This is a genomic window from Nonomuraea wenchangensis, from assembly GCF_900111685.1.
In the GTDB taxonomy this organism is placed as follows: domain Bacteria; phylum Actinomycetota; class Actinomycetes; order Streptosporangiales; family Streptosporangiaceae; genus Nonomuraea; species Nonomuraea wenchangensis.
The window spans coordinates 265,043-286,841 of sequence record NZ_FOHX01000004.1 but is presented as its reverse complement, the minus strand read 5'-3'; the positions used below and the strand labels follow the sequence as shown (position 1 = coordinate 286,841).

At 71.7% G+C, this 21,799-nt stretch carries 19 protein-coding genes; 5 read left to right on the top strand and 14 right to left on the bottom strand.

Annotated elements, in window-relative coordinates; all coding sequences use genetic code 11:
- From BMW85_RS13780 to BMW85_RS13755, 6 genes are all read right to left on the bottom strand, one after another.
- Positions 1-1,110: a C40 family peptidase gene (locus BMW85_RS13780; RefSeq protein ID WP_091081294.1), complete on the bottom strand. Its 1,110-nt coding sequence runs from the start codon at positions 1,108-1,110 to the stop codon at positions 1-3.
- Between the two features lie 83 nt (positions 1,111-1,193).
- Positions 1,194-2,858: an RNA polymerase sigma factor gene (locus BMW85_RS49545; protein WP_177240669.1), complete on the bottom strand. Its 1,665-nt coding sequence runs from the start codon at positions 2,856-2,858 to the stop codon at positions 1,194-1,196.
- An 82-nt stretch (positions 2,859-2,940) separates the two neighbouring features.
- A complete protein-coding gene (locus BMW85_RS13770; protein WP_091081291.1) occupies positions 2,941-3,741 on the bottom strand; it encodes a RidA family protein in 801 nt (266 codons plus the stop codon).
- A 76-nt stretch (positions 3,742-3,817) separates the two neighbouring features.
- Positions 3,818-5,428 (bottom strand): ABC-F family ATP-binding cassette domain-containing protein, encoded by a 1,611-nt coding sequence (locus tag BMW85_RS13765; protein ID WP_091081289.1) that lies wholly within the window; start codon positions 5,426-5,428, stop codon positions 3,818-3,820.
- Between the two features lie 43 nt (positions 5,429-5,471).
- Positions 5,472-6,407 (bottom strand): phage baseplate protein, encoded by a 936-nt coding sequence (locus tag BMW85_RS13760; protein WP_091081288.1) that lies wholly within the window; start codon positions 6,405-6,407, stop codon positions 5,472-5,474.
- 56 nt (positions 6,408-6,463) lie between these two features.
- Positions 6,464-7,441, bottom strand: a complete 978-nt coding sequence (locus BMW85_RS13755; protein ID WP_091081286.1) for a DUF8094 domain-containing protein — start codon at positions 7,439-7,441, stop codon at positions 6,464-6,466.
- Between the two features lie 196 nt (positions 7,442-7,637).
- On the opposite strand from BMW85_RS13755, the gene BMW85_RS13750 reads away from it, so the two are divergent.
- The 5 genes from BMW85_RS13750 to BMW85_RS13730 all read left to right on the top strand — a co-directional run bounded on the left by BMW85_RS13750 (position 7,638) and on the right by BMW85_RS13730 (position 11,966).
- Positions 7,638-8,771 carry a DUF5005 domain-containing protein gene (locus tag BMW85_RS13750; RefSeq protein WP_091081285.1) on the top strand — a complete coding sequence of 378 codons (1,134 nt, stop codon included), beginning with the start codon at positions 7,638-7,640 and terminating at the stop codon, positions 8,769-8,771.
- Positions 8,768-9,781 carry a DUF4432 family protein gene (locus BMW85_RS13745; RefSeq protein WP_091081283.1) on the top strand — a complete coding sequence of 338 codons (1,014 nt, stop codon included), beginning with the start codon at positions 8,768-8,770 and terminating at the stop codon, positions 9,779-9,781. The genes BMW85_RS13750 and BMW85_RS13745 overlap by 4 nt, the downstream gene beginning before the upstream one ends.
- A complete protein-coding gene (locus BMW85_RS13740) occupies positions 9,778-10,548 on the top strand; it encodes an SDR family NAD(P)-dependent oxidoreductase (RefSeq protein WP_091081281.1) in 771 nt (256 codons plus the stop codon). The genes BMW85_RS13745 and BMW85_RS13740 overlap by 4 nt, the downstream gene beginning before the upstream one ends.
- Before the next feature lie 105 nt (positions 10,549-10,653).
- Complete coding sequence (locus BMW85_RS13735) at positions 10,654-11,076, top strand: peptidase inhibitor family I36 protein (protein WP_177240668.1); 423 nt, start codon at positions 10,654-10,656, stop codon at positions 11,074-11,076.
- A 2-nt stretch (positions 11,077-11,078) separates the two neighbouring features.
- Positions 11,079-11,966 (top strand): hypothetical protein, encoded by an 888-nt coding sequence (locus BMW85_RS13730; protein WP_143082272.1) that lies wholly within the window; start codon positions 11,079-11,081, stop codon positions 11,964-11,966.
- Here BMW85_RS13730 and BMW85_RS13725 read toward each other — a convergent pair.
- The 8 genes from BMW85_RS13725 to BMW85_RS13690 form a co-directional block, all read right to left on the bottom strand.
- Entirely contained in the window at positions 11,925-13,361 is a 1,437-nt protein-coding gene (locus BMW85_RS13725) for a S10 family peptidase (protein WP_091081276.1), read from the bottom strand. The two genes, BMW85_RS13730 and BMW85_RS13725, sit on opposite strands and share 42 nt — an antisense overlap.
- Positions 13,362-13,370: 9 nt before the next feature.
- Complete coding sequence (locus BMW85_RS13720) at positions 13,371-14,594, bottom strand: enolase C-terminal domain-like protein (protein WP_091081275.1); 1,224 nt, start codon at positions 14,592-14,594, stop codon at positions 13,371-13,373.
- Positions 14,591-17,497 (bottom strand): glycoside hydrolase family 38 N-terminal domain-containing protein, encoded by a 2,907-nt coding sequence (locus BMW85_RS13715; RefSeq protein WP_091081273.1) that lies wholly within the window; start codon positions 17,495-17,497, stop codon positions 14,591-14,593. Before BMW85_RS13715 ends, BMW85_RS13720 begins: the two co-directional genes overlap by 4 nt.
- Positions 17,494-18,306 carry a carbohydrate ABC transporter permease gene (locus BMW85_RS13710; protein WP_091081271.1) on the bottom strand — a complete coding sequence of 271 codons (813 nt, stop codon included), beginning with the start codon at positions 18,304-18,306 and terminating at the stop codon, positions 17,494-17,496. The genes BMW85_RS13715 and BMW85_RS13710 overlap by 4 nt, the downstream gene beginning before the upstream one ends.
- Positions 18,303-19,145 (bottom strand): carbohydrate ABC transporter permease, encoded by an 843-nt coding sequence (locus BMW85_RS13705; protein ID WP_245774782.1) that lies wholly within the window; start codon positions 19,143-19,145, stop codon positions 18,303-18,305. The genes BMW85_RS13710 and BMW85_RS13705 overlap by 4 nt, the downstream gene beginning before the upstream one ends.
- Positions 19,142-20,392, bottom strand: a complete 1,251-nt coding sequence (locus tag BMW85_RS13700) for an ABC transporter substrate-binding protein (protein WP_091081270.1) — start codon at positions 20,390-20,392, stop codon at positions 19,142-19,144. The genes BMW85_RS13705 and BMW85_RS13700 overlap by 4 nt, the downstream gene beginning before the upstream one ends.
- A 29-nt stretch (positions 20,393-20,421) precedes the next feature.
- Positions 20,422-21,138 (bottom strand): FadR/GntR family transcriptional regulator, encoded by a 717-nt coding sequence (locus BMW85_RS13695; RefSeq protein ID WP_091081268.1) that lies wholly within the window; start codon positions 21,136-21,138, stop codon positions 20,422-20,424.
- 83 nt (positions 21,139-21,221) lie between these two features.
- A complete protein-coding gene (locus tag BMW85_RS13690) occupies positions 21,222-21,761 on the bottom strand; it encodes a DUF305 domain-containing protein (RefSeq protein WP_177240667.1) in 540 nt (179 codons plus the stop codon).
- Positions 21,762-21,799: the final 38 nt, after the last annotated feature.

Sequence of the window (21,799 nt, the reverse complement as noted above, 5' to 3'; positions counted from 1 at the left end):
TCACAGGGGCCTGGTGGCGCCCACCAGGTCCCCCCTCCAGATCGGGGCAACCCGCACCACGTCGCCGGTCTGCGGGGCGTGCACCATCAGGCCGCGGCCCACATAGATCCCGACGTGGTGGATCGTGCTCGGGTCGCTCGTGACGTGCGCGAAGAACACCAGGTCGCCGCGGCGTAGCTGGTCGAGCGGGACGTGCGGGCCGGCCGTCCACTGGGTGCCCGTCCAGTGGTCGAGCCCGACGCCGGCCCGCTCCCACGCGCGCATGGTCAGGCCCGAGCAGTCGTAGGTCGCCGGGCCGTCGGCCGCCCACACGTACGGCTTGCCGAGCTGGGTGAGCGCCCAGTCGGCCGCCACGTCGCCCACCGCCGAGCCGCCGGTCATCAGCCTGGCGGCGGAGGCGGCCACGGCCCGCCGCCTGGCCAGCAGGTCAGCTCGGGTGCGGGCGGCGTCCACCCGGCGTTGCAGGCGGTGCTCGCGGGCCCGCAGCACCATCGTCTCGCGGCGCTGGCTCGCCACCGCCGCCCTGGCGGCCTCCTTTGCCTCGCGGGCGCGTTCGGCCATGACCTGCTGCTCGGCCTGCGCCTCCGCCGCCTGCGTCCGCAGGATCGCGGCAACCTGCTGGGCGTCGCGCAGCCTGGCGAGCATCGCCGCCCGTTCGCCGCTGAGCTGGCCGAGCACGCTCGCGCGGTGCAGCGCGCCGTCGTCGTCGCCCTGGTCGGTGAGCAGGCCCAGGATCGGCCCGAGCGTGCCGAGGCCGCCGTACGCCTCGGCGGCGAGCAGCGCGACCGGCTGCCTGGCCCGTTCGACCTCGGCGTCGGCCGCGACCAGGCGGGCCTGGGTCTGGCGGGCCTTCTCCTCGGCGGCGCGCAGCCGTACGAGCTGGCCGTTGTACGCCTCGACCAGCCGCTCCACCTGGCCGGCCAGGGTGGCGAGACGGGACTGCGCCGTGGCCAGCCTGGCGCTGGTGGTGGCGAGGGCGCGGGAGCGTTCGCGTACGGTCTGGCGGGCCTTACGGAGGTCGTGCGTGCCGGGGCGCGGCTCGGGGTGGGCGGTCGGGCACAGGGCGACCAGGAGGCAGCCCGCCAGCAGCGCTGCCCGAATCGTGCGCATAGGTCCCCCCAGAAACAGATGGTGACTCTATGCACACGATTCCCACCCGTTTCACTCACGTAACGTGACGGCGTGGTCCTACGTCACGAGGTGGAGGCCGGGGTCTCCTCGGCGGTGGCCGTCGGGGCCGGCGGGGTCGGCGGCGCGGGCGGTGACGCCGGCGGTTGAGTGGCCGGCGGAGTGGTCGGCTCCTGCGTCGGAGGCGGAGTCGGAGTGGGCGCCGCGGTGACCGTCGGGGTCGGCTTCGGCGGAAGGCAGTGCGGACGGAAGCGCCCCTGGCAGGGGCGCTCGGGCCGGCCGTGATACGAGGGCAGGGCCGAGCTTCCCGGGCGCGGGCCGCGAGGGCCGTGGGACCTGCCGGGGCCGCGCGGCTCGCCTGGATCGTGCGTGGCGGCCGGGTCGATCGGTACGGAGGGCCCGGCGGAAGGGCCGCCTGGCCGGGGGTCGGGCGGACCGGCCTGCGGTACCGCCGGATCGCCGCCGACAGGCGGATGGCCGGTCGGCGTGGAGCGCGTGACGCCGTTGACGAAGTCGACCGGGGCCGGGGCCGGGAGGTCGCGGCGGATGTCCGTGGCGTTCGCGACCGGCTCCACGGTCACGGGCTCATCCTGAGGGCGGTCCTGCCAGGGCAGGCGCACGGCGGGCGGCCGGCCCGAGGGCGGGAACGCGGCCGTCGCCACGTCCGACACGATGCCGTCGCGGCCGAGCCCCTGGAGGACGATCGCTATCGCCACCACGGCCCCGACCGCCGCCAGGAGGCACGCCAGCGCCCTCGGCCACCGCCGAGCCGCCTTCTTCTGGGGGAGGGGAAACCCGGCGACGCCCAGGCGGGAGGTGCGGCGGGCGACGTAACGGCGGTAGGGCGCGAGCTCGGGATCGGCGAAGCAGCTCAGCACCCGCAGCCGCAGCGCGTCGGGCAGCTCCGGTCTCGGGAGCAGCTCGAAGACCTTGGCCGCGGCGACCTGCCGGCCCCGGCGCGGCGCGCAGATCGCGCACTCCGACAGGTGCTGGACCAGCCGCTCGCGCCTCTCCGTGGTCAACCGGCCGGAGAAGCCCCTCAGTATGGCGGCCCGGCGCGGGCACTCGCCCGGCTCCTGCCTGGCGAGGAGCTCGACGGTGACGGCGTCGCGCAGGCGGCCGAGCGCGGCCTCCCTCGCGGACGCCAGCTGCCGGGCGGAGATGCCGAGCACCAGGGCCAGCTCGGAGTCCGGCAGCTCGTGCAGGATCGTCAGCTCCAGCAGCTCACGATCGGCGGACGGCAGGCTGTGCACGGCGTCCCAGGCCATGACCCGCTGCCGCGTGTCCCCCGGCACGTCCGGCGGCTCGTCCGACCCCCACTCGGCGTCCGGCCACTCGGCCTCCGACGCCCACTGGGCGTCCGGCCAACCGGCGTCCGGCCAACCGGCGGCGGGCGGATCGGCAGCAGGCGGGTCAGCGGCACGCGGATCAGCGGCGGGCGGGTCGGAGGAGGTCGGGGTGACGGGGCGGAGTGCGGCGGTGCGGCGGCGCAGGCATTCGGCGCGGGCCAGGGCGTACAGCCAGGACCGCAGCCGGGCGGGCTCGGCCAGGGCGTCGGCGTGCGCCTCGGCGGCGATGAGCGCGTCGCGGAGCGCCACCTGGGCGGCGTCCGCGTCGCGAAGGAGGGACCGGCAGTAGCGGTAGACGCCCTCCGCGTACGCGTCGTAGAGCACGGCGGGGGCTCCGGGATCGCGGGCGCGAAGGGCTTCAACCAGGTTGCGGTCGTTCATATGACCGAGGGTAATGGATTGGTAACTAATAGTTCTACCGTTTCCGTGCCGATGGCATCGCTTGTCGCTCTACCACCAGAAGTTATTGCTGGACATCCGCCACGATTTGCGTGCGCCGATCTTCCGAGAACGGCTCGGTCGTCGGCTTCACCGTGTGCACCGGCACGGCCCCGGCCAACGCCAGGTCCTCGAAGGGCCGGCCGGTGGAGCCCCACGTACGGGCCGTGATGTCGGTCCTGGCCACGTCGGCGCCGCGCGGCAGCCCCGAGACGGTCAGGATGAAACGGGGCGGGCTGCCGGCTTTCACGTCGTCCACGAACGTGCTGCCGCCGCCGAGCAGTTTGCCCGCCTTGTCGCGCAGCAGCGCGTTGACCACCAAACTGCCGGCCACCATTTGGTACGGATTATCTACATAACCCGTAATAAGGTAAGAGCCGTCTTTCTGGCGCATTGTCTGCGCCCGTGTGATGGGAAACTTCTGGAACGCCGACGGAACCCGCGCCGCCTGCCGCCACTGCGCCGGCCGGTACTGGATCGACACCTTGGCCGGCCGCTCGGCGGCGGTCGCCTGGCCGGTGAACTCCAGCGTCCCGCCCGGCGGCACGGCGTCCAGCGGCTGGTCCAACCGGACGACCTCCGCGCCCTTGGCGTCCTGGCCGACGATCGTGGCCACCACGTGCTCGCCGAAGTGCCACGGGTTGGCGTTGCTGAGCACGCCGGCCCAGTTGACGGCGTAGCCGTCCGCCGACTTGACGATGGTCGAGACCTGTTCCTTGAGCGCGAGAGGCTTGAGCTCCTGCGCGGGCTGCTTCTCGCTGGAGCACCCCGCGAGGCAGATCGCCCCGAGTGCGAGAAGGCTGACGGTTCGGCTGCGTGGGATCACTTTGCCGTGATAACCCGAGCATGAGCACGACCGGCGGTGACACGCGCCGGGCGTACCAAGTCTTTAACGCGCGCCCTTAACGCTGCCGGGCCACCCGGGTCTCGTCCCAGACCGGCTGCGGCGACTCGTAGACCCTGCCGTCGGAGCCGAAGACGAGATAGCGGTCGAAGTCGGCGGCGAACCAGCGGTCGTGCGTGACCGCCAGCACCGTGCCGTCGAAGGCGTCGAGCCCCGCCTGCAGCGCCTCGGCGCTGGCCAGGTCGAGGTTGTCGGTCGGCTCGTCGAGCAGCAGCAACGTCGCCCCGGACAGCTCCAGCAGCAGGATCTGCAGCCGCGCCTGCTGGCCGCCGGACAGCGTCTCGAAACGCTGCTCGGCGACCCGGCCGGCCAGCTCGTAGCGGGCGAGGGCCTTCATGGCCTCGTTCTTGAGCCGGGCGTGCTCGGTCATGACGATCTCGACCGGGGTGCGGCCTCGCAGGTCGGGCCGGGCGTGGGTCTGGGCGAAGTGGCCGGGCACGACGCGGGCGCCCAGCCGGGCCACGCCCTCGTGCGCGACCGGCTCGCCGGCCACCAGGCGCAGGAAGTGGGACTTGCCCGAGCCGTTGGAGCCGAGCACCGCGACCCGCTCGCCGTACCAGACCTCCAGGTCGAACGGGCGCATGAGCCCGCTCAGCTCCAGCCGCTCGCAGATCACCGCGCGCTTGCCGGTGCGCCCGCCGCGCAGCCGCATCCGGATGTTCTGCTCGGCGGGGGCCACCTCGGGCGGGCCCGCCTCCTCGAACCTGCGCAGCCGGGTCTGGGCGGCGTGGTAGGCGGGGGCCATGCCGTCGTTGTACCTGGCCTTGTTCTTCAACATGTTGACCAGGGCCTTGAGCTTGGCGTGCTCCTCGTCCCAGCGCCGGCGCAGCTCGTCCAGGCGCTCGTTGCGGGCCTTGCGCGCCTCGGCGTAGGTCCCGAAGCCGCCGCCGTGGATCCACACCCCGCCGGACTCGACGGTGACGATCCGGTCGGCGGCGTTGGCGAGGAGCTGGCGGTCGTGGCTGACCAGCAGCACCGTCTTCGGCGTCTCCTTGAGCTGCTGCTCCAGCCACTCCTTGCCGGGCACGTCGAGGTAGTTGTCGGGCTCGTCGAGCAGCAGGGTCTGGTCGGGGCCGCGCAGCAGCGCCTCCAGCACGAGCCGCTTCTGCTCGCCGCCGGACAGCGTCGCCACGTCCCGGTATTTCACCCGCTCGTACGGCACCCCGAGCGCCGCCACCGTGCAGGTGTCCCACAAGACCTCGATCTCGTAGCCGCCCGCGTCGGTGTAGTCGGCGATGGCCTGCGCGTAACGCATCTGCGTCTTCTCGTCGTCGCGCTCCATCATCGCCAGCTCGGCCGCGTCAAGCCGCTCGGCGGCCTGCCGCACGGCCGGCGGCGCGACGCCGAGCAGCAGCTCGCGCACCCCGCTGCCGTCGCGCACGCTGCCGATGAACTGGCGCATCACGCCGAGGCCGCCGGAGCTCGCGACCGAGCCGTCGATCGGCTGGAGGTCGCCCGCGATCAGGCGCAGCAGCGTCGTCTTGCCCGCGCCGTTGGGCCCGACGAGCGCCGCCTTGACGCCTTCGCCGATGCGGAAGGACACGTCGTTGAGCAGAGGGCGCCCGTCGGGCAGCACGTATGTCAGATGTCCTACTTCGACGTGGCCCATCCGCGCAGGCTATCCGGGCGCTTCCGCCCGTCGCATCCGGTTTTCAGACGAGAGCGCTCTTGTAGAAGATGCTGGCCTTGCGCGCCCCGGCCGCCCCGGAGGCCAGGCCCAGGCACAGCCGGGGAGCGCCCGAGACGATCTGGATCGCCATGCCCTCGGGCTCGCGGTAGTCGAGCGACTTGCCCGCCTGGGTGAGCGAGCGCTGCATCTGCGCGCCGGTACGCAGGTCGACGCAGGTGATGTAGGTGTTGCCCGGCGCGGGGTTGGAGGCGCTGTAGGCGGTGCCGTCCAGCAGGTAGAGGTGGTCGCCGTAGGAGGCGTAGCCCTGGAAGACGCCGAGCCCGGACGGCTGCGCGACGTCGTACAGCTTGTCCTTGCCGCCCGCCTTGAGGGCCGACAGCTCGTAGACCGCGTACCGCATCCGGCCGTCGAGCAGGTAGCGCATCGTCAGGCGGCCGGTCGAGGGGTCGATCGCGCAGGTGGTGTTGGTCGCGCCGGGGATCGGCGTGTACGTGGTGACGCCGGAGGAGGACGGCGTCAGCGTGCGCCCGTCGGCGAAGGAGAAGCGGGCCAGCCGCCTGCCCCACATGGCGCCCGAGCTGTCGGGGGCGGCGTCGGTCTCCGTCCAGAGGACGCCCGGCGACTCGACGCCGATCTGCACCCCGTGCCCGAAGCCCTTGAGATACATGTGGCCGAGCACCGCGCCGGACAGGCTGAGCCTGGTCAGGCAGAGGTCGCCGGCCGCGGCGGAGGCCGCGCCGTTCTTGAGCTGGACGGCGTAGATGTGCCCCTTCGGGTTGTCGAAGGCGAACGACTGCAGGACGGTCTCGTCGTACAGGGCCTTCTTCCAGATGAGCTGGGTGGCGGGCGCGGCCAGGTCGAAGCGGCCGGCGGCGGCCGAGGCGCGTGAGGTGCCGGCGGCGACGGTGGCGGCGAGTCCCGCGCCGATCGTGAGCAGACCGCGGCGACTTAACGGCATGTGACCTCCACTCGGGGCGTTTCGCGGAGTCAACACCCTAGTGGACGAAGATCGCGCTAGTGGCCGCTGCCCGAGGTGATGCCGCTGTAGGAACCGATCACCTTGACCTGGCCGGGGCCGGCGCTCTTCGCCGGGATGTGGGCGGCCACCTGGATCAGCTCGGTGAACTTCATGAAGGTGTAGTACTTGCCGGGCAGGAACCCGTTGTTCTTCTGCTGGACGTAGTTGCGCTGCGGCCCCTGGCGTACGTCGTAGCGCCGGGTCCGTTCGACGGTGGTGAAGGCGAGCGCTCCGCCGTCGGCCGTACGAACGGCGTAGGAGGGATACGCGGCGGCCGGGCGGGCGCTCTCGGTGAGCTTGGCGTACGGGTTCATCCTGATGCGGGTGCTCGCGGCTCCGGTGGTGAGCCGGTCGGCGGCGAAGCGGCTCTTGGACGCCGCGGTGCCCTTGCCGACCAGGTGGGCGGCGTAGCTCCTGGCGAACGCGGCGGGCGACATCATCAGCCCGGCGGCATCGGCCTGGGCCACCTCCACGGCCGCCCCCGAAGCGTCCGTCTTGATCTTGGGGAGTTCGTCCACTGCCTGGTCGCTGAAGACGTCGGGGGCGTACATCTGCAGCCAGGACTCCCCGTCGCGGGCGAACAGCAGGTACGTCGGCTCCTTGGAGGTCTCGCTCCTGCCCTTCCAGTACGCCGTGGTCACGAACCAGCCACCTCCCTTGACCGTTGCCGCGGTGGGGGTGGGCTGGGTGTAGCCGAACGGCTCGTGGTCGCGGTCGCGGTCACCGAGCTTGAGCTGGGAGAGGTAGGCCGCCTTGTCGATGGCGAGGCTGGAGCCGCCCTCGTAGCCTGCCAGCAGTTTGGCGCTCATGGCCTTGTTGGCGGCGTTGTTGCGCTTGACGTAGTCCGCCAGGAACGAGGTGATCCCCTCGGGCGTTCCCGGTCCGGGCGAGGCTGCCGGGGTGCTGGTGGTAGGTGATGCGGCCGGGGCCTGCTCCTTCGGTCCGATCCCTGGCAGGACCGAGCACCCCGCCATCGCCAAGCACCCCACCAACCACATCAAACGCCGCATTAAGGCAACCTCACCATCTTTTCCGATCAAAGCGCACAAAGTTAGCAGCTAGCCGGAGCCGGCTCTCGGGCCGCGCGTTCACGGAGAAGCCAGGGGGCCCTGGACAGCAAGTGATCTAATGACTAGAACTGTAGGGACCCTCACCCCCCTAGGAACCACCATGACGCGATTCCGTCCCGTCCTCGCACCCCTGGCCATCGCGTTGCTCGGGTTCACGGCGGTGCCGCTCCCCGCCGCCGCCACGCCCGCCGCCACCCCCGACGCCGCCTGCACCCCCGCCGTCGTCGCCGGCGCGACCACGGACGCCCGCCTGACCGGGCTGTTCACCGCGTACGGCAACGACAACAGCCGCCTGGACGACTGGACCGGCGCCGACGGCACCTACTCGCTCCGCCTGCCGGACGGCAAGGAGCTGTGGATCTTCTCCGACACCTTCCTCGGCCAGGTCAACCAGGACGGCTCGCGCCCGCCGGTGGTCGAGGAGGGCGGCACGACCGTCTTCCTCAACAACTCCTTCGCCGTCGAGCGCGGCGGACGCCTGGCCACCATCCACGACGGCACCGCCGCCAAGCCGACGGCCGTGATGCCGCCGCGGGACGAGAACCACTGGTACTGGGCCGGCGACGCGACTCTGGCGGGCGGCATCGTCGAGGCCACCTACCAGGAGTACGAGCGTTTCGGCACCGGCGCGTGGGACTGGCGCTGGCACCGCAACGTGGTCGCCAGGTTCGCCCCCGGACGGCTGGAGCGGCCGATCAGCGTGCACGACCTGCCCTCGGGGCACGGCGTCGCCTGGGCCTCCGCCACGCTCAAGGACGGCGGCTTCACCTACGTGTACGGGGTCGAGGACCTGGGCTCGCCGAAGTACATGCACCTCGCGCGGGTGCGGGGGCAGAGCCTGCTGGGGACGTGGGAGTTCCTGACGGCGGACGGCACCTGGTCGCGGAACGAGACCGACTCGGCGCGGATCATGAGCGGGGTGGCGAACGAGTACAGCGTCACCAAGGTCGGATCCTCATATGTCCTGATCACGCATGACACGTCCGAGCCGCTGAGCCCCAACATCGTGGCCTACACCTCGTGCTCCCCCTCCGGGCCGTTCACCGGCAGGCAGCACGTCTACACGACGCCCGAGACCGGCGGGAACATCTTCACCTACAACGCCCACGCCCATCCCGACGTCGCCGGGGACGGGCTCGTGGTCTCGTACAACGTCAACAGCTTCGTCAACACCGACCACTACCGCGACGTCACCATCTACCGCCCCCGCTTCCTGGACGTGACCTTCGAGTGAGACGCAATTGGGGAGCTCGGCTGCGGGAGATCGTGCTCGACGGCATGCGGGCCGTCGTGCTGGAGAACGAGCGGGTGCGGGTGACCGTCGTTCCCGGCAAGGGCGGGGACGTGGTGGAGCTCCTGCACAAGCCCACCGACACCGACTTCGTCTGGCTCGCGCCGCAGGGCCTGCGCAACCCGCGCGACCACCTCCAGGGCGCGGCCGACGACGTCGCGCCGTTCGTGGACCACTACGAGGGCGGCTGGCAGGAGGTCTTCCCCAACGGCGGCGCGCCCAGCGAGTACCAGGGCGCGCGGCTGGCCCAGCACGGGGAGGTCGCCGGGCTGCCGTGGTCGTACGAGATCGTCGCCGACCGCGAGGACGAGGTCGCGGTCCGGCTCGCGGTGCGGACGCGGCGGCTGCCGTACCGGCTGGAGAAGGTGCTCCGGCTGCGGTCGGGCACGGCCGCGCTGGAGGTCGAGGGGGCGGCCACGAACGACTCCCCGGTCCCGCTGCACGCCATGTGGGGTCAACACATCGTGTACGGCCGGCCGTTCCTGCGCCCTGGGGCCAGGATCAGGCTGCCGGAGGGCGTGCGGGTGATCCCGCACGCGAGCGCGATCGGCCCCGGCGGGCGGCGGGTGCGCGCGGGCGGGCCGTGGGAGTGGCCGCTGGTCCCCGCCGACGCGGGCGGCGTGACGGACCTGAGCATGGTGCAGGAGCCGGGGTCGCCGAGCGACATCGTGTACGTGACGGGCTTCGGCGACACCGGCTGGTACGAAATTTCCGAAAATATCGGCATGCGGGTCGAATGGGATGCCACGCTCCTCCCCTACCTGTGGATGTGGCAGGAGCTGGGCGCGTCCACCGGCTACCCCTGGTGGGGACGGGCGTACACGGTGGGGCTCGAACCGTTCTCCAGCCTGCCGACCGACGGCCTCGCCGCCGCGGTGGCCAACGGGACGGCCCTCGCCCTCGGCCCCCACGAGACGAAGAGGTTGTGGATGCGCGCGGACGTGCTGGCATGAGCGAGTTCGACGGCAAGGTGGCGCTGGTCACGGGCGGCTCGACGGGGATCGGGCGGGCGGTGGTCGACCGGCTGGCCGCCGGAGGCGCGTCCGTGGTGTTCTGCGGCGTCGACCAGGGAGCCGAACACGACGGCCAGCGGACGGTCGGCCGGATCGCGGACGTGCGGCGCGCCGACCAGATGCGCGACCTGGTGGAGCTGGCCGTGTCCAGGTTCGGCGGGCTCGACGTCGTGGTGACCTGCGCGGGCGTGCAGCGCTACGGCACCGTCGAGGACACCCCCGAGGAGGTCTGGGACGAGGTGCTGGACATCAACCTCAAGGGCGTCTACCTCACCTGCAAGGCCGCCGTCCCCCGGCTCAGGGAGCGCGGCGGCGGCTCGATCGTGCTCATGTCGTCGGTGCAGGCGTTCTCCTCGCAGGCCCAGGTGGCCGCCTACACCGCGAGCAAGGCCGCGATCAACGGCCTGACCAGGGCCATGGCGCTCGACCACGCCGCCGACGGCATCCGCGTCAACGTGGTGTGCCCGGGGTCGGTGGACACGCCGATGCTGCGCTGGGCGGCCGACCTGTGGCGGGGCGAGCTGTCGCAGGAGGAGCAGGTCCGGCAGTGGGGGCGGGCGCACCCCCTCGGCCGGGTGGGGCGGGCGGAGGAGGTGGCGGAGCTGGTCGCCTTCCTCGCCGGGCCGCGCTCGTCGTTCATCACCGGGGCCGAGCACCGCGTGGACGGCGGCCTGCTGGCGCAGAACCCGGCCGCGCTCCCTGAATAGGCGTTTTTCCTTTCCTGAATGGCAAGAATTGCGTCAACGCCGAGAACTCGCAGGTCGGTCCCGCGTTAGGTGGTCGCGACAACCCACCCGACAGAGGAGAGACCCGTGAGGCTCACCAAAAAGGCCGCCGGCTTCGTCGCGGCGGCCGCCGCCCTGTTCACCGTGGCAGCCCCGGCCGCGAGCGCGCTGGCCAGCCCCCGTTCGACCTGCTACGGCGGCCGCGTCTGCCTGTACGCGGGCTTCGACTACAACCGCGGGCAGGTCGACCACTGGCGCGACTTCGTCGGCGACGACGCGAACTTCGCCGACAACAACTGGCTGAACTGGGACTTCAGCAATTCCTGGCAGAGCATGGACAACGACACCAGTTCGGTGCGCAACCGCATCGGTTGCAGCGCCACCCTCTGGCAGCACCCCGGTTACACCGGCGCCCACAGCACCTTCACCCACAACTCCAACGACGGGTTCCTCGCGAACAACGCCGTCGGCGACGACCGCGCCAGCTCGCTCGACATCTGGTGCCGCTGACCGTGAACGCAGGCGCCGGTTTCCGGAACTGGCCGCTGGGAACCGGCTGTCGCGCTCTTCTCGCGGGCACGTCGCTGCTGGCCGTGACCGCCTGCGGGACGGAGCAGCCAGCCGCGCCGCCGAGCACCACCACGCCGCTGACGCTGCCCTTCGACGCGTACAAGACCACCCCCGAGCAGCGGGCCACGCTGGGCGACGCGCACAACCTCCTGGTGGCGCGGTGCATGCGCGAGCGGGGCGTCGCCGTCGAGCCGCCCGCCGAGGACGCGGCGCTCATCGCCGCGCTCGACCCGGGCAACTCCCGCCGCTACGGCGTCGCCGACACCGAGGCGGCCGGCCGCTACGGCTACCACCTCGCCCGCCCGCCGTCCCCCGACACGACCGCCGCCTGGGCGGCCGGGCTGTCCGCCGCAACCCGCGGCCACCTGTACGGCACGGGCGGGCGGCACGGCTGCCTGGACCGGGCCTCGCTCGTCCTGGAGCGCGGCGCGCGCAAGGCGGACTGGCCGTGGCTCTCCCGCCAGGACGCGCTCACGCTCGAGCAGTCGGCCAAGACCCCCGAGGTGGTCGCGGCGGCCGGCCGCTGGCGGGCCTGCATGACCGGCGCCGGCCACGCCTACCCGTCGCCCGAGGCGGCCATCACCGACAGCCGCTGGAACCTCGACGAGCGGGCCGTCACCGAGGACGAGAAGCGGACCGCGGTCGCCGACACGCGGTGCAAGTGGTCCTCGGGCCTGGTCGCCGCCTGGCACGCGGCCGACGCGGAGCTGCAGCGGGCGCTCGTCCGCGACAACGCCGCCCGCTTCGCCGTGCTCCGCGCCGATCTGGCGTACCGGCTGCGGCGGGCCTCAGCCGTTCTCGCCGCGCACGAAGGCGGCCAGGTCGGCTGACTGGCGCAGCCTGCTGGGCTCGTGGACGTACATCATGTGCCCGGCCTCGTAGTAGGCGAACTCGACGTTGGCCGCCAGCTCGGGCGGCACCGGCAGGTGCGCGAAGCTGTGCTCGGCGGCGAAGTACGGCGTCGCGCCGTCGTGGTAGCCGCAGGCCACATGCACCCGCAGGTGCGGGTTGGCCCGCATGGCCGCCGCCAGCTTGTCGACGACCTGCACGTGCGCGCCCTCGAACTCCTTGTACGACCATGGGTGCACCCGCGAGGTGAGCAGCTCGTACGGCAGGTCGTTCGCGTAGTCCAGCTCGGTCCGCAGGTAGTGGTTGAGCGCGGCGCTGTACGGGCCCATGATCGCGTTCATGCTGGGGTCGGCCGTGAAGTGCTCGCGCCCGGCGTCGGGGTCCCAGCCGACGAAGCGGCCGTCGAGCCGCCCCACGACCTGGCGGCGCGAGCGCAGCAGCTCGGTGAAGAACCTGATGTGCTCGACGCGCAGGTCCACCCGGTCGACGTAGTCCTCGCTCAGCCCGGTCAGCGCGGCGATCTTCGCGACGGCGGCGGCGCGCTCCTCGGGGGTGAGGCGGGCGCCGCGGGCCAGCGCCCACGGGTAGTCGCGCGCCGCGTACTCCTCGGCCTCGCGCAGCACGTCGGCGAGCGGCCGGTCGCCGTGCAGCCCGTGGTGGTGGGCGATGGCGGCGTAGGTCGGCAGGTAGAGGGCGTAGGCGAGGTCGTTGCCCTGGTTGAAGTCGCCGGTGATGAAGTCGAGCACCGAGGAGATCAGCATGACGCCGTTGAGATACATGCCGTAGCGCGACTGCAGGTGGTCGGCGAGGCCGGCCGCCCTGACGGTGCCGTACGACTCGCCGGCCAGGAACTTCGGCGACATCCAGCGCCCGTTCCTGGTGGTCCAGAGCCGGATGATCTCGCCGACCGACTCCAGGTCGCCGGTGAAGCCGTGGTACGGCTCCGCCTTCTCCCCTTCGGCGGCCCGCGAGTAGCCGGTGGAGACCGGATCGATGAAGACGAGGTCGCTCACCGCGAGCAGGGTCTCCTCGTTGTCCGCCAGCCCGTACGGGGGCGGCAGCAGCGCTCCCGCGTCGCCCATCACCACCCGGCGCGGCCCCAGCACGCCGAGGTGCAGCCACACGCTGGACGAGCCGGGCCCGCCGTTGAAGGCGAAGGTCACGGGCCGGCTCGCGGCGTCGGCGCCGTCCAGCGTGTACGCCGTGACGAACACCTCGGCCTTGGGCCGGAGCCCGTCGAACCTGCCTTCGGTGAACACCTCCTCGCGCAGCACCATCGTGCCGGTCACGGCGGTGTAGGTCTGGCCGGAGGGGAGGGAGTGGGAGGTGGTCACCAGGTTGTCAGCGGGAGGGGCAGGCTGTGATGTTTCCGACATAGCGCCCCATTATGGAGTGGCGACGTCGGGGTCCGCGAAACGCTCGTTCGGGACGGTGGCGTACCAGCCGGGCCGGCCGGGATCGCGGTCGTACGGGTAGCCGCCGAGCTCCCGGTACAGCTCGGCGTAGCGCTCCACCCGCTCGCGGTCCAGGTCCACGCCGAGCCCTGGCCCGGACGGCACCGCGATGGCCCCGCCCGCGTAGGCGAGCTTGCCGCCCACGATGACGTCGTCGCGCAGCTGGTGGTAATGGGCGTCGGCGGAATAGGTGAGGTTGGGCAGCACCGCGCCGAGGTGCAGCATGGTCGCGAGCTGGACGCCCAGCTCCCCCGACGAGTGCACGGCCACCCCGAGCTGGAACGTCTCGCACACCCCCGCCGCCTTCACGCACGGCCGGACCCCGCCCCAGAACGTGGTGTCCAGCAGCACGACGTCGGCGGCCCTGCGCAGCACGTTGGAGGCGAGCTGCTCGAAGTTGACGACGACGGTGTTGGTCGCGAGCGGCACCCGCACCTGCTCGCGCACCGCGCGCAGCCCCTCCAGGCCCCAGACCGGGTCCTCCAGGTAGTCGTTGTTCAGCCCTTCGATGGCCTTGCCGAAGCGCAGCCCCTCGGCGACGGACAGCACGGCGTTGGGGTCGTACCTGAGCCGGTCGCCGGGGAACGCCTCGGCGAGCGCCCGGTAGCACTCCAGCTCGTAGTCCGGCGGGAAGACGCCGCCCTTCAGCTTGTGGACGGTGAAGCCGTGCGCCTCCTTCAGCCGCCGGGTGTGCTCCACGAGCTGGTCGGGGGTGCGGACCTCGGCGTACCCGTCGCCCGCGTAGCGGAAGAACAGGTAGGACGCGAACGGCACCTCCTCCCGCACCCGCCCGCCGAGCAGGTCGCACACCGCCACCCCGAGGTGCCGCCCGATGAGGTCGAGGCAGGCGAACTCGATCGCGGCGAGGAGCTGGGTGCGGTTGTTGTAGAGCGAGGCCGTCGGATTGGCGATCTTGAACCGCAGGGCTTCGAGCCGGAAGGGGTCGTGGCCCTTCAGGTAAGGCAGCAGCGCGCGGAAGGCCGACTCCGCGCTCTCGCCGCCGCCGCCCATCTCGCCCAGGCCGACGAGCCCGTTGTCGGCCTCGACCTCGACGATCGTACGGACGAAGCGCCCCCAGTGCGCGCCGTTGCTGTGCCGCAGCGGCGCCTCCAGCGGCACGGCCACCGTGGTGGCCCGGACGTCGACGATCTTCACAGGCGCGTTCCCTCCGCGACGGCGACCCCGCAGGCGGGCAGCCGTACCGTAGTGGTCTCGTTCCCCAGGCCGACCGTCGCCTCGACCGGCTCGGCGGCCAGCGACTGGAGCCTGACCCCGTTCTGCCCGATCGAGGTGATGAGCACGTCGGGATGGTCCACCGAGGCGTACGTCGTGACGGCCGGCGCGGCGTCGGTGACCAGCGCGCCGACGAACGGCTCGGTGAGCCCGGCCGCCGCCGCCGCGCCCAGCCGGCGGGCGGGGACGCCCGGCTCGGAGGCGACCGCGTACCGGAACGTGGTCTCGCCCTGCTGCTGGGCCGGGAAGTTGGTGTCCCAGATGTTGTTGAGCGCCCAGGAGTAGACCGTGCCGTCCTCCTGGTCGAGCGTGGGCGGGAACGGCGCGTACGGCATGTGGATGGTGCCGAGCTGCACCAGCGGCGCCTCCAGCGTGGCCCAGGCGACGGTCAGCTCGGGGTCCTCGAAGGCGATCCAGTGCCGGATGGGCAGCATGTACGCCGCCGACCCCGGCACCTGCGGCACGTCAGGCCCGCCGACGCCCCCGGTCAGCTCCCACGCCGAGGGCGGCCCCGCGGCGAACGGGAAGGCCAGGAACACCGCCTCCTTGGCCGGGGTGCCCTGCTTGGCGAGCTGGTAGGTCAGGTCCAGCCGGGGCACGCCGTAGTGCAGCTCGATCGTGGTGCGGATCCAGTCGACGCCCTTGCCGCGCAGCTCGACCACCAGCCGCTCGCCGACCGCCGTGCGCCGGCACTCGGTGACCGTGGCGTGCCGGCCGATCGCCCGGTCGCCGAGCAGCGTGCGGTCGTGCGCGCCGACGTGGCCGGACAGGTGGTTGAAGTGGGGGGCGGTGGCGTACTGGTCGTAGACGTACTGGCCGAAGCCGGCCGCGGCCTCGCCGTTGACCAGCTCGCGCCCGGCCCGCTTGTCGAAGACCGAGCTGATGTGGCCCTCGCGCACGTCGTACGCCACCCGGTAGAACTCGTTCTCGATGACCGCGTCGCGGGACGGCTCGGCGGGCTCTGGTGGCTGCGCCTGCGCCCTCACCACGTCGAGCCGGACGTGCCCGAAGCCCGGCACGTCACGGACCACCGCGTGCACGTGCCGCCCGATCGGCCGGGTCGGCCAGTCGTCGGGGTCCACGAACTCCTCGTGGTGCGGCACCGTCTCCCCGGTCCGCGCGTCCACCAGCGCGATCGGCACGTCCACCGGCACCACGTCGCGCGGCAGGAACGCGCGCACGACGTCCGTCCGCGCCCGGGTGGCCGGGTTGAACACCGCGAACGCGGGCCGCCCCTCCCCTTCGGCCAGCGCGGCGGCGAAGCGGCGCACGCCCGCGTGCAGCAGGTCCGCCGCGTCGTCCTGGGCCTGGTAGGCGCCGGAGGACTTGCGCGTCCACTGCAGGCCGCCGGAGTCGCCGGCCTCCTCGGCGTCCTCCCACGGGTTGGCCGCGCCCCACGTGTGCTCGTTGAACAGTGCGACCCCGTCGTAGGCGGCGTCCACCTGCGCGGTGACGTCCACGCCGGCCAGCGTGTGCAGCGTCTCGGCCACGCGGAGCGCCGACTGCGCCCGGCGTACGTAGCCGAGCGGGCGCGCGCCCGAGCCGAGCCCGTCGGCCCACCAGTCGGTCCAGTCGCCCTCGTGCACCGCCAGCCGGTCCAGGTGGTGCTCCTCGACGTGCGCGAAGAAGTCGCTGTTGACCGCCGAGCGCAGCCGCGGCCAGGCCCACTGCTCGTTCCAGCGGCGGGCGATCGAGGCCGGCACGATCGACGGGCCCGCGTTGTCGGCGTGCGCGCCCTGCACCCGCAGATGCAGCACGTCCAGCTCGTACGGCTCCCGGGGCGCGTCCGGCCCCTGCCACCCGAACGTCCCCGGCCCGTACGGATAACCGCGCGAGGCCAGCGCCGCCAGGTAACGCGGCAGCAGGTCGTCGGCCAGCTCGTAGGAGTCGGTCAGCCCGACCGTGTTGCCCTCCATGTACGCCATCCCGTGCGGCGTGTCCGTGAACCACACGAGGATCTCGTTCCCGCTCGGCGCCCGCCAGCGGAACGGCCGGGTGAGCTTGTCGCCGCCGTGCAGGTAGGGCACCGACCGCCCGGCCCAGTTGTGCGCCGCCGCGAGATAGCGGACGCCGGCCGCGCTGAGCGCGTCCACCAGCCCGACGACCGCGCCGGGCACGTCGGTGTGCATGGCGGAGGTGACCGGCAGCCCCGACTCGCGGGCGAAGCGGAGCTGCCGGTGCAGCTCCTCCGTCGAGCACGCCTCGGTGTGGAGCTGGAACGGCAGCGCCGTCACCTCGATCACGCCCTCCCGCGCGAAGCGGCGGAAGGACTCCACCGCCTCGGCGGGGCGCGCGGCCAGCCACTTCTGCGCCGGCCACGACGACTCGACCGTCCAGCGGAACTTCGCGTCGTCCGGCCAGGACGCGGTCTCCTCCGCCAGCCGCACCGCCGCGTCGAGGTAGTCGAGGTGGTGGCGGAGCACCGTGCCCTGCGGGTCGGTGTAGCCGATGTCGAGATGCGAGTGGTGCACGACGAACACGCTCCACTTGCGCTGCGGCGTCACCGTCACCCTGGCGGTGCCGACCACGCCGCTCTCGTCGCGGCACTCCAGCGTCAGCGCGCGCGGCGCGTCCACCTCGGGCACCAGCAGCGTCACGTCCGTGCCCGTCGCGCTGTCCACGCCCACCAGCACGTGCGTCAGCGGCACGGTGCTCGACACCCTGACCGCCTGACGCCCGTCGTGGGTGAACAGCGGCACCACCGCCACCCGCACCTCCAGCCCGCGCTCGCTGATCACGGGCGTCGAGGTGTCGTCCCGCAGCGCCTGCCTGATCCCGTCGTAGTCGGGGCTCCCGAGGCTCCGCTGGAGCAACCGGCTGGTCATTGCACACTCCCTAGGGAAAGGCCTCGGGCGAAGAGGCGCTGGGTGGCGAGGAACAGCACGACCGTCGGCAGCGAGACCACCAGCCCCGCCGCGAGGCCGACCGGCACCGGGGTGCCGGCGTAGACGTCGGTCATGAGCCCGGCGATGGCGGTCATGACCGGCCGTACGTCCGCGGTCTGGCTGAGGGTCAGGCCGAAGACGAGGTCGTTCCAGATGAAGGTGAACTCCAGGATGAACACGGCGGTTAGCGCGCTGGCCGACATCGGCAGGTAGATCCGCCAGAAGATGCGCCAGGTGGACGCGCCGTCCATGCGGGCCGCCTCGAAGATGGAGAAGGCGACGCCCTGGTAGAAGTTGCGCAGCACGAACGCGCCGAGCGGCACGTTGATCGCGGTGTAGACGAGGATGAGGCCGAGGCGGGTGTCGTACAGACCGGCGTCGCTGTAGCTGACGAACAGCGGCACCAGCAGCATCTGGGACGGGAACACGGTGCCGCCGAAGATCAGCAGGAACCACCAGAAGCCGTGCCGCAGCCGCAGCACCACGATCGTGTACCCGGCCAGCGCCCCGATCAGCACGCCCAGCAGCGGCGAGACCACGGCGTAGAGCGCGGTGCTGGCCAGGCTGCCGCCGAGGTCCGCGCCCTCGACGGCCCGGGCCACGTTGTCGAGCAGCGCGAAGTCGCCGGCGGGCGCCCACGCCCGCGACGGGTCGTACGACTCGGCCGGGCGCGCGGCGTTGACCAGTAACAGGTAGGTGGGCCCGAGCCAGACCAGCCCGAGCACGATGAGCACGGCCCTGCGGATCATCGCACCTGCCTCCTGAGATAGAGGTAGGACGCGAGGCCGGTCACCACCGTGAGCAGCACCGCCACGGCCGAGCCGTAGCCATACTTGCTCGCCACGAACGTCTCCTTGTACATCGTCACCGCCAGCGTCTCGGAGTTGCGCCCCGGACCGCCCTGCGTCAGCACCCACACGATGTCGAACGTCTTCAGGCTCGCCACCAGCGCGAGACCCACCACGACCGCCGTCAGCGGGCGCATCAGCGGCCAGATCACGTGCCGGAACAGCCGCCACCCCGACGCGCCGTCCAGCCTGGCCGCCTCGATCGGCTCCTTCGGGATGGACTGCAGGCCGACGACGAACAGCAGCGTGTTCACGCCGAGCTGCTGCCAGGTCCAGACCAGCAGCATGGCGAGGGTGTTCTGCGGCGCCTCCTGGAGGAACGCGGTGTCCACGCCGAGCAGCAGGTTCGCGATCCCGTCATGGGACAGGACCGGGCTCCACACCATGGCGAGGCCCGCGCCGCTCAGCGCGTACGGCAGCATGAACGGCACGCGGTACCAGACGCCGCCCTTGAGGTCGTACGACAGGACCGCCACCAGCAGGCCGAGCCCGACCGGCAGCACCATCGTGCCGGCCACCCAGATCAGCGTGTTGCGGACCGAGGTGAGCAGGGCCGGGTCGCCCAGGAGCTTGACGAAGTTGTCCAGGCCGACCCATGCCGGGGGCTCCAGCCCGTCGTACCGGGTGAGGCTCAGGTAGGCGGTCCACACGAACGGCGCGTAGAGCAGCACCGCGACCAGGATGGCCGCGGGCGCCACGTACCCGTGCCGGAACCTCCCGAGCACCGGTGAACGGGTCACTGATGCGTGCTCCAGTACTCGTCGGCGGCCTTCTGGATGGTCTCCAGCACCTCCTTGTAGCTGTCCGGCTCGGTGACGAACTTCCCGAACCCGTCAAGCGCGGCGGTCAGCACCGGCGGCGGCGTCGCCTCGAAGTAGCGGTTGACCAGGCGGTACTTGCCGCTGCCCGCGTCCTTGGTGACCGCGCCGAGCGCCTCGTCCTGGATGGCGACCTTGGGGTTGGCGCTCACGTCGCCGCGGCTGGTCGCCCACTTCTCCTGCGCCTCGGCGCTGGTCCACCACTTGAGGTACTTCATGCTGGCCTCGGGGTCGGCGGCCTTGTCCAGCGAGCAGAGCGGCCCGCTCTCGAAGATCATCGACGTCTTGGGGAGGGCCGCGTTGACGTTGGGGATGACGAAGAAGCCGTAGTCGGTCCCGGCCTTCATGTCCCGCTGGGTCATGCTGGTGTTGAACCAGGTGCCGAACGACACCATCGCCGCCTTGCCGTTCTTCAGCACGTCACCGGGGTCGGTCTTGTCGCCCGGGTTGATGAAGTAGCCGGCGTCGATCATCGACTTCCAGCGCTCCATCACCTGGACCACGCCCGGGTCGGTGTACTTCGCCTTGCCGGTGGACAGGCGGTCGTACAGGTCGGGGTCGGTGCCGGCCAGGAGCTGCTCGAACCAGACGAACGAGAACAGCACGCTCGTGTGGTAGAACGCCTTGACGCCGTTCTGCTTGAGGGTGTCGGCGACCTTGATCAGCTCGTCCCAGGTCTGCGGCGGGGCGAGGTCATGCTGGTCGAAGAGCTTCTTGTTGTAGAACATCCCCCAGTAGGCGACGTTCATCGGCACGCAATACTGCTTGCCGCCGATCGTGTAGTAGGTCGCGAGGTCCTGCGACAGGTCGCCCGCCTTGATCGCCTCCTGCCAGACGGCCGTGGTGTCGGCCACCTGCTTCTGCTTGACGATCTCCTCCAGCATCCCCCCGGTCTGCCAGGTGAACAGGTCGGGCTTGACGTTCGTGCGGAACGACGCCTTGATGAACGCCTGGTACTGCGCCGAGTCCGTGTATCCCGTCGGCTTCATGCCCAGGCCGATCCGCTGCTTCGACAGGACGCCCATCTCGTCGAAGAACTTCGTCCACGCGCCCTTGTCGTTGTAGAGCGTCAGCTCGGTCTTCTTCTCCTGCGTGGTGGCGCCGTTGCCGCCACACGCGGCGAGGACGAGCGCCGCCACGCCCAGCGTGGCCAAACGTGACCGGTACATGGGCCGGCCTCCTTGGTTCTTTCGTGTTTCTATCGGGGGGATGCGTCTCCCTGAGGAGACTGGAGCCGACGCTCGACGACCGTCTTCACGTCGGCCAGGTGAGCCCGCATGCGGGCCTCGGCCGCCGCCGCGTCACGCGCTTCGATGGCCGCGAGGATCTCCAGGTGCTCGTCGTAGTCGCGCCGCCGGTCGTCGAAGATCTGCAGGATCTCTCGTTGCTCGGGGCCGTGGACGGTGAGCAGCGAGTCGACCACCTCGTGCAGGACGCCGTTGCCCGCCGTACGGGCGGTGGCCCGGTGGAAGGCCATGTTGGCGTCGTGCAGCTCGGCGTCCTCGCCGCGCAGGTGCCGCCCCGCCTCGTCGAGCACCTGCCGGAACGCGGCCAGCTCCTCGTCGCCGGCCCGCTCGGCGGCCAGGGCGGCCAGCGGGGGCTCGATGACGAGGCGGGCCTCCAGCAGCTCCAGCAGCCGGGCGGCGCGGATCTCGCGCATGTTGGGGTTGGGCAGGACCAGGCGCTCGATGTCGGCGCCGACGTAGATGCCGGAGCCGTGGCGCAGCTCGATCGCGCCGGTCGCCTCCAGCCTGCGGAGCGCCTCGCGCAGCGTCGGCGTGGTGACGGCGAAACGCTGCGACAGCTCCCTCGTGGACGGCAGCCGGTCGCCCGGCCGGTGCCCGCCCGTACGGATGAGCTCCAGCATGCGCTCGGTCAGAGCGTCGGACAGTGTCGGCCGCGTCACCTCGGACATATCAAGTGATCTAATCACTTCTCGCGGGCGGCGTCTATGAGGAGTTGGCTGTTTCCTCGTTTTTTAGCCTTTGACCAGCTTTTTCAGCCTTTGATCAGCTTCGTCACCAGCTGGGTCATCAGCTCCACCTGGCCGCGCCGCGAGCTCTCCACCTGCCCGGCCCACGTCCTGGCCTCCGGGTTGACCCCACTCGCGACCTCCGCCTTCGCCATCCGAACCGCGTCGTCCTGGTGCGCGATGAGGAGGTCGAGCACGTCCCGCTCGAAGTCCCCGGACTTCCGCAGCGCCCGGATCTGTCTCACGTCGGTCTCCGGCATGCCGCCGTGGTGGTCATGCGCCCCCTCGCCCGCCTGCAACGGCTGCTCCCAGTCGTGCAGCCAGCGCAGCATCATCTCGACCTCGTCCTGCTGAGTCGTCTCGATGGCGGCGGTGAGCGTCCTGACCTCGAGCGACTCGGCGCGCTCGGCGCCCAGTCTCGCGATCTCGATGCCCTGGCGGTGGTGCTGGACCATCATCTGGACGAACATCACGTCGTCGGCGTTCAGCGGGGGCTCGGCGGGCGGGGCGCCGCAGCCGGCGACGGCCAGCACGAACGCGAGGACGACGACCGGAATCCCGCGCACACGCGTCACCCCTTTTTTACAGGAAACTTTCCTAAGAG

Excerpts from the sequence above, each read along its gene's own strand:
- BMW85_RS13780 (WP_091081294.1), bottom strand. The coding sequence starts at position 1,110 with ATGCGCACGATTCGGGCAGCGCTGCTGGCGGGCTGCCTCCTGGTCGCC.
- BMW85_RS49545 (WP_177240669.1), bottom strand. The coding sequence starts at position 2,858 with ATGAACGACCGCAACCTGGTTGAAGCCCTTCGCGCCCGCGATCCCGGA.
- BMW85_RS13765 (WP_091081289.1), bottom strand. The coding sequence starts at position 5,428 with ATGGGCCACGTCGAAGTAGGACATCTGACATACGTGCTGCCCGACGGG.
- BMW85_RS13760 (WP_091081288.1), bottom strand. The coding sequence starts at position 6,407 with ATGCCGTTAAGTCGCCGCGGTCTGCTCACGATCGGCGCGGGACTCGCC.
- BMW85_RS13755 (WP_091081286.1), bottom strand. The coding sequence starts at position 7,441 with ATGGCGGGGTGCTCGGTCCTGCCAGGGATCGGACCGAAGGAGCAGGCC.
- BMW85_RS13750 (WP_091081285.1), top strand. The coding sequence starts at position 7,638 with ATGACGCGATTCCGTCCCGTCCTCGCACCCCTGGCCATCGCGTTGCTC.
- BMW85_RS13740 (WP_091081281.1), top strand. The coding sequence starts at position 9,778 with ATGAGCGAGTTCGACGGCAAGGTGGCGCTGGTCACGGGCGGCTCGACG.
- BMW85_RS13725 (WP_091081276.1), bottom strand. The coding sequence starts at position 13,361 with ATGTCGGAAACATCACAGCCTGCCCCTCCCGCTGACAACCTGGTGACC.
- BMW85_RS13715 (WP_091081273.1), bottom strand. The coding sequence starts at position 17,497 with ATGACCAGCCGGTTGCTCCAGCGGAGCCTCGGGAGCCCCGACTACGAC.
- BMW85_RS13710 (WP_091081271.1), bottom strand. The coding sequence starts at position 18,306 with ATGATCCGCAGGGCCGTGCTCATCGTGCTCGGGCTGGTCTGGCTCGGG.
- BMW85_RS13700 (WP_091081270.1), bottom strand. The coding sequence starts at position 20,392 with ATGTACCGGTCACGTTTGGCCACGCTGGGCGTGGCGGCGCTCGTCCTC.
- BMW85_RS13695 (WP_091081268.1), bottom strand. The coding sequence starts at position 21,138 with ATGTCCGAGGTGACGCGGCCGACACTGTCCGACGCTCTGACCGAGCGC.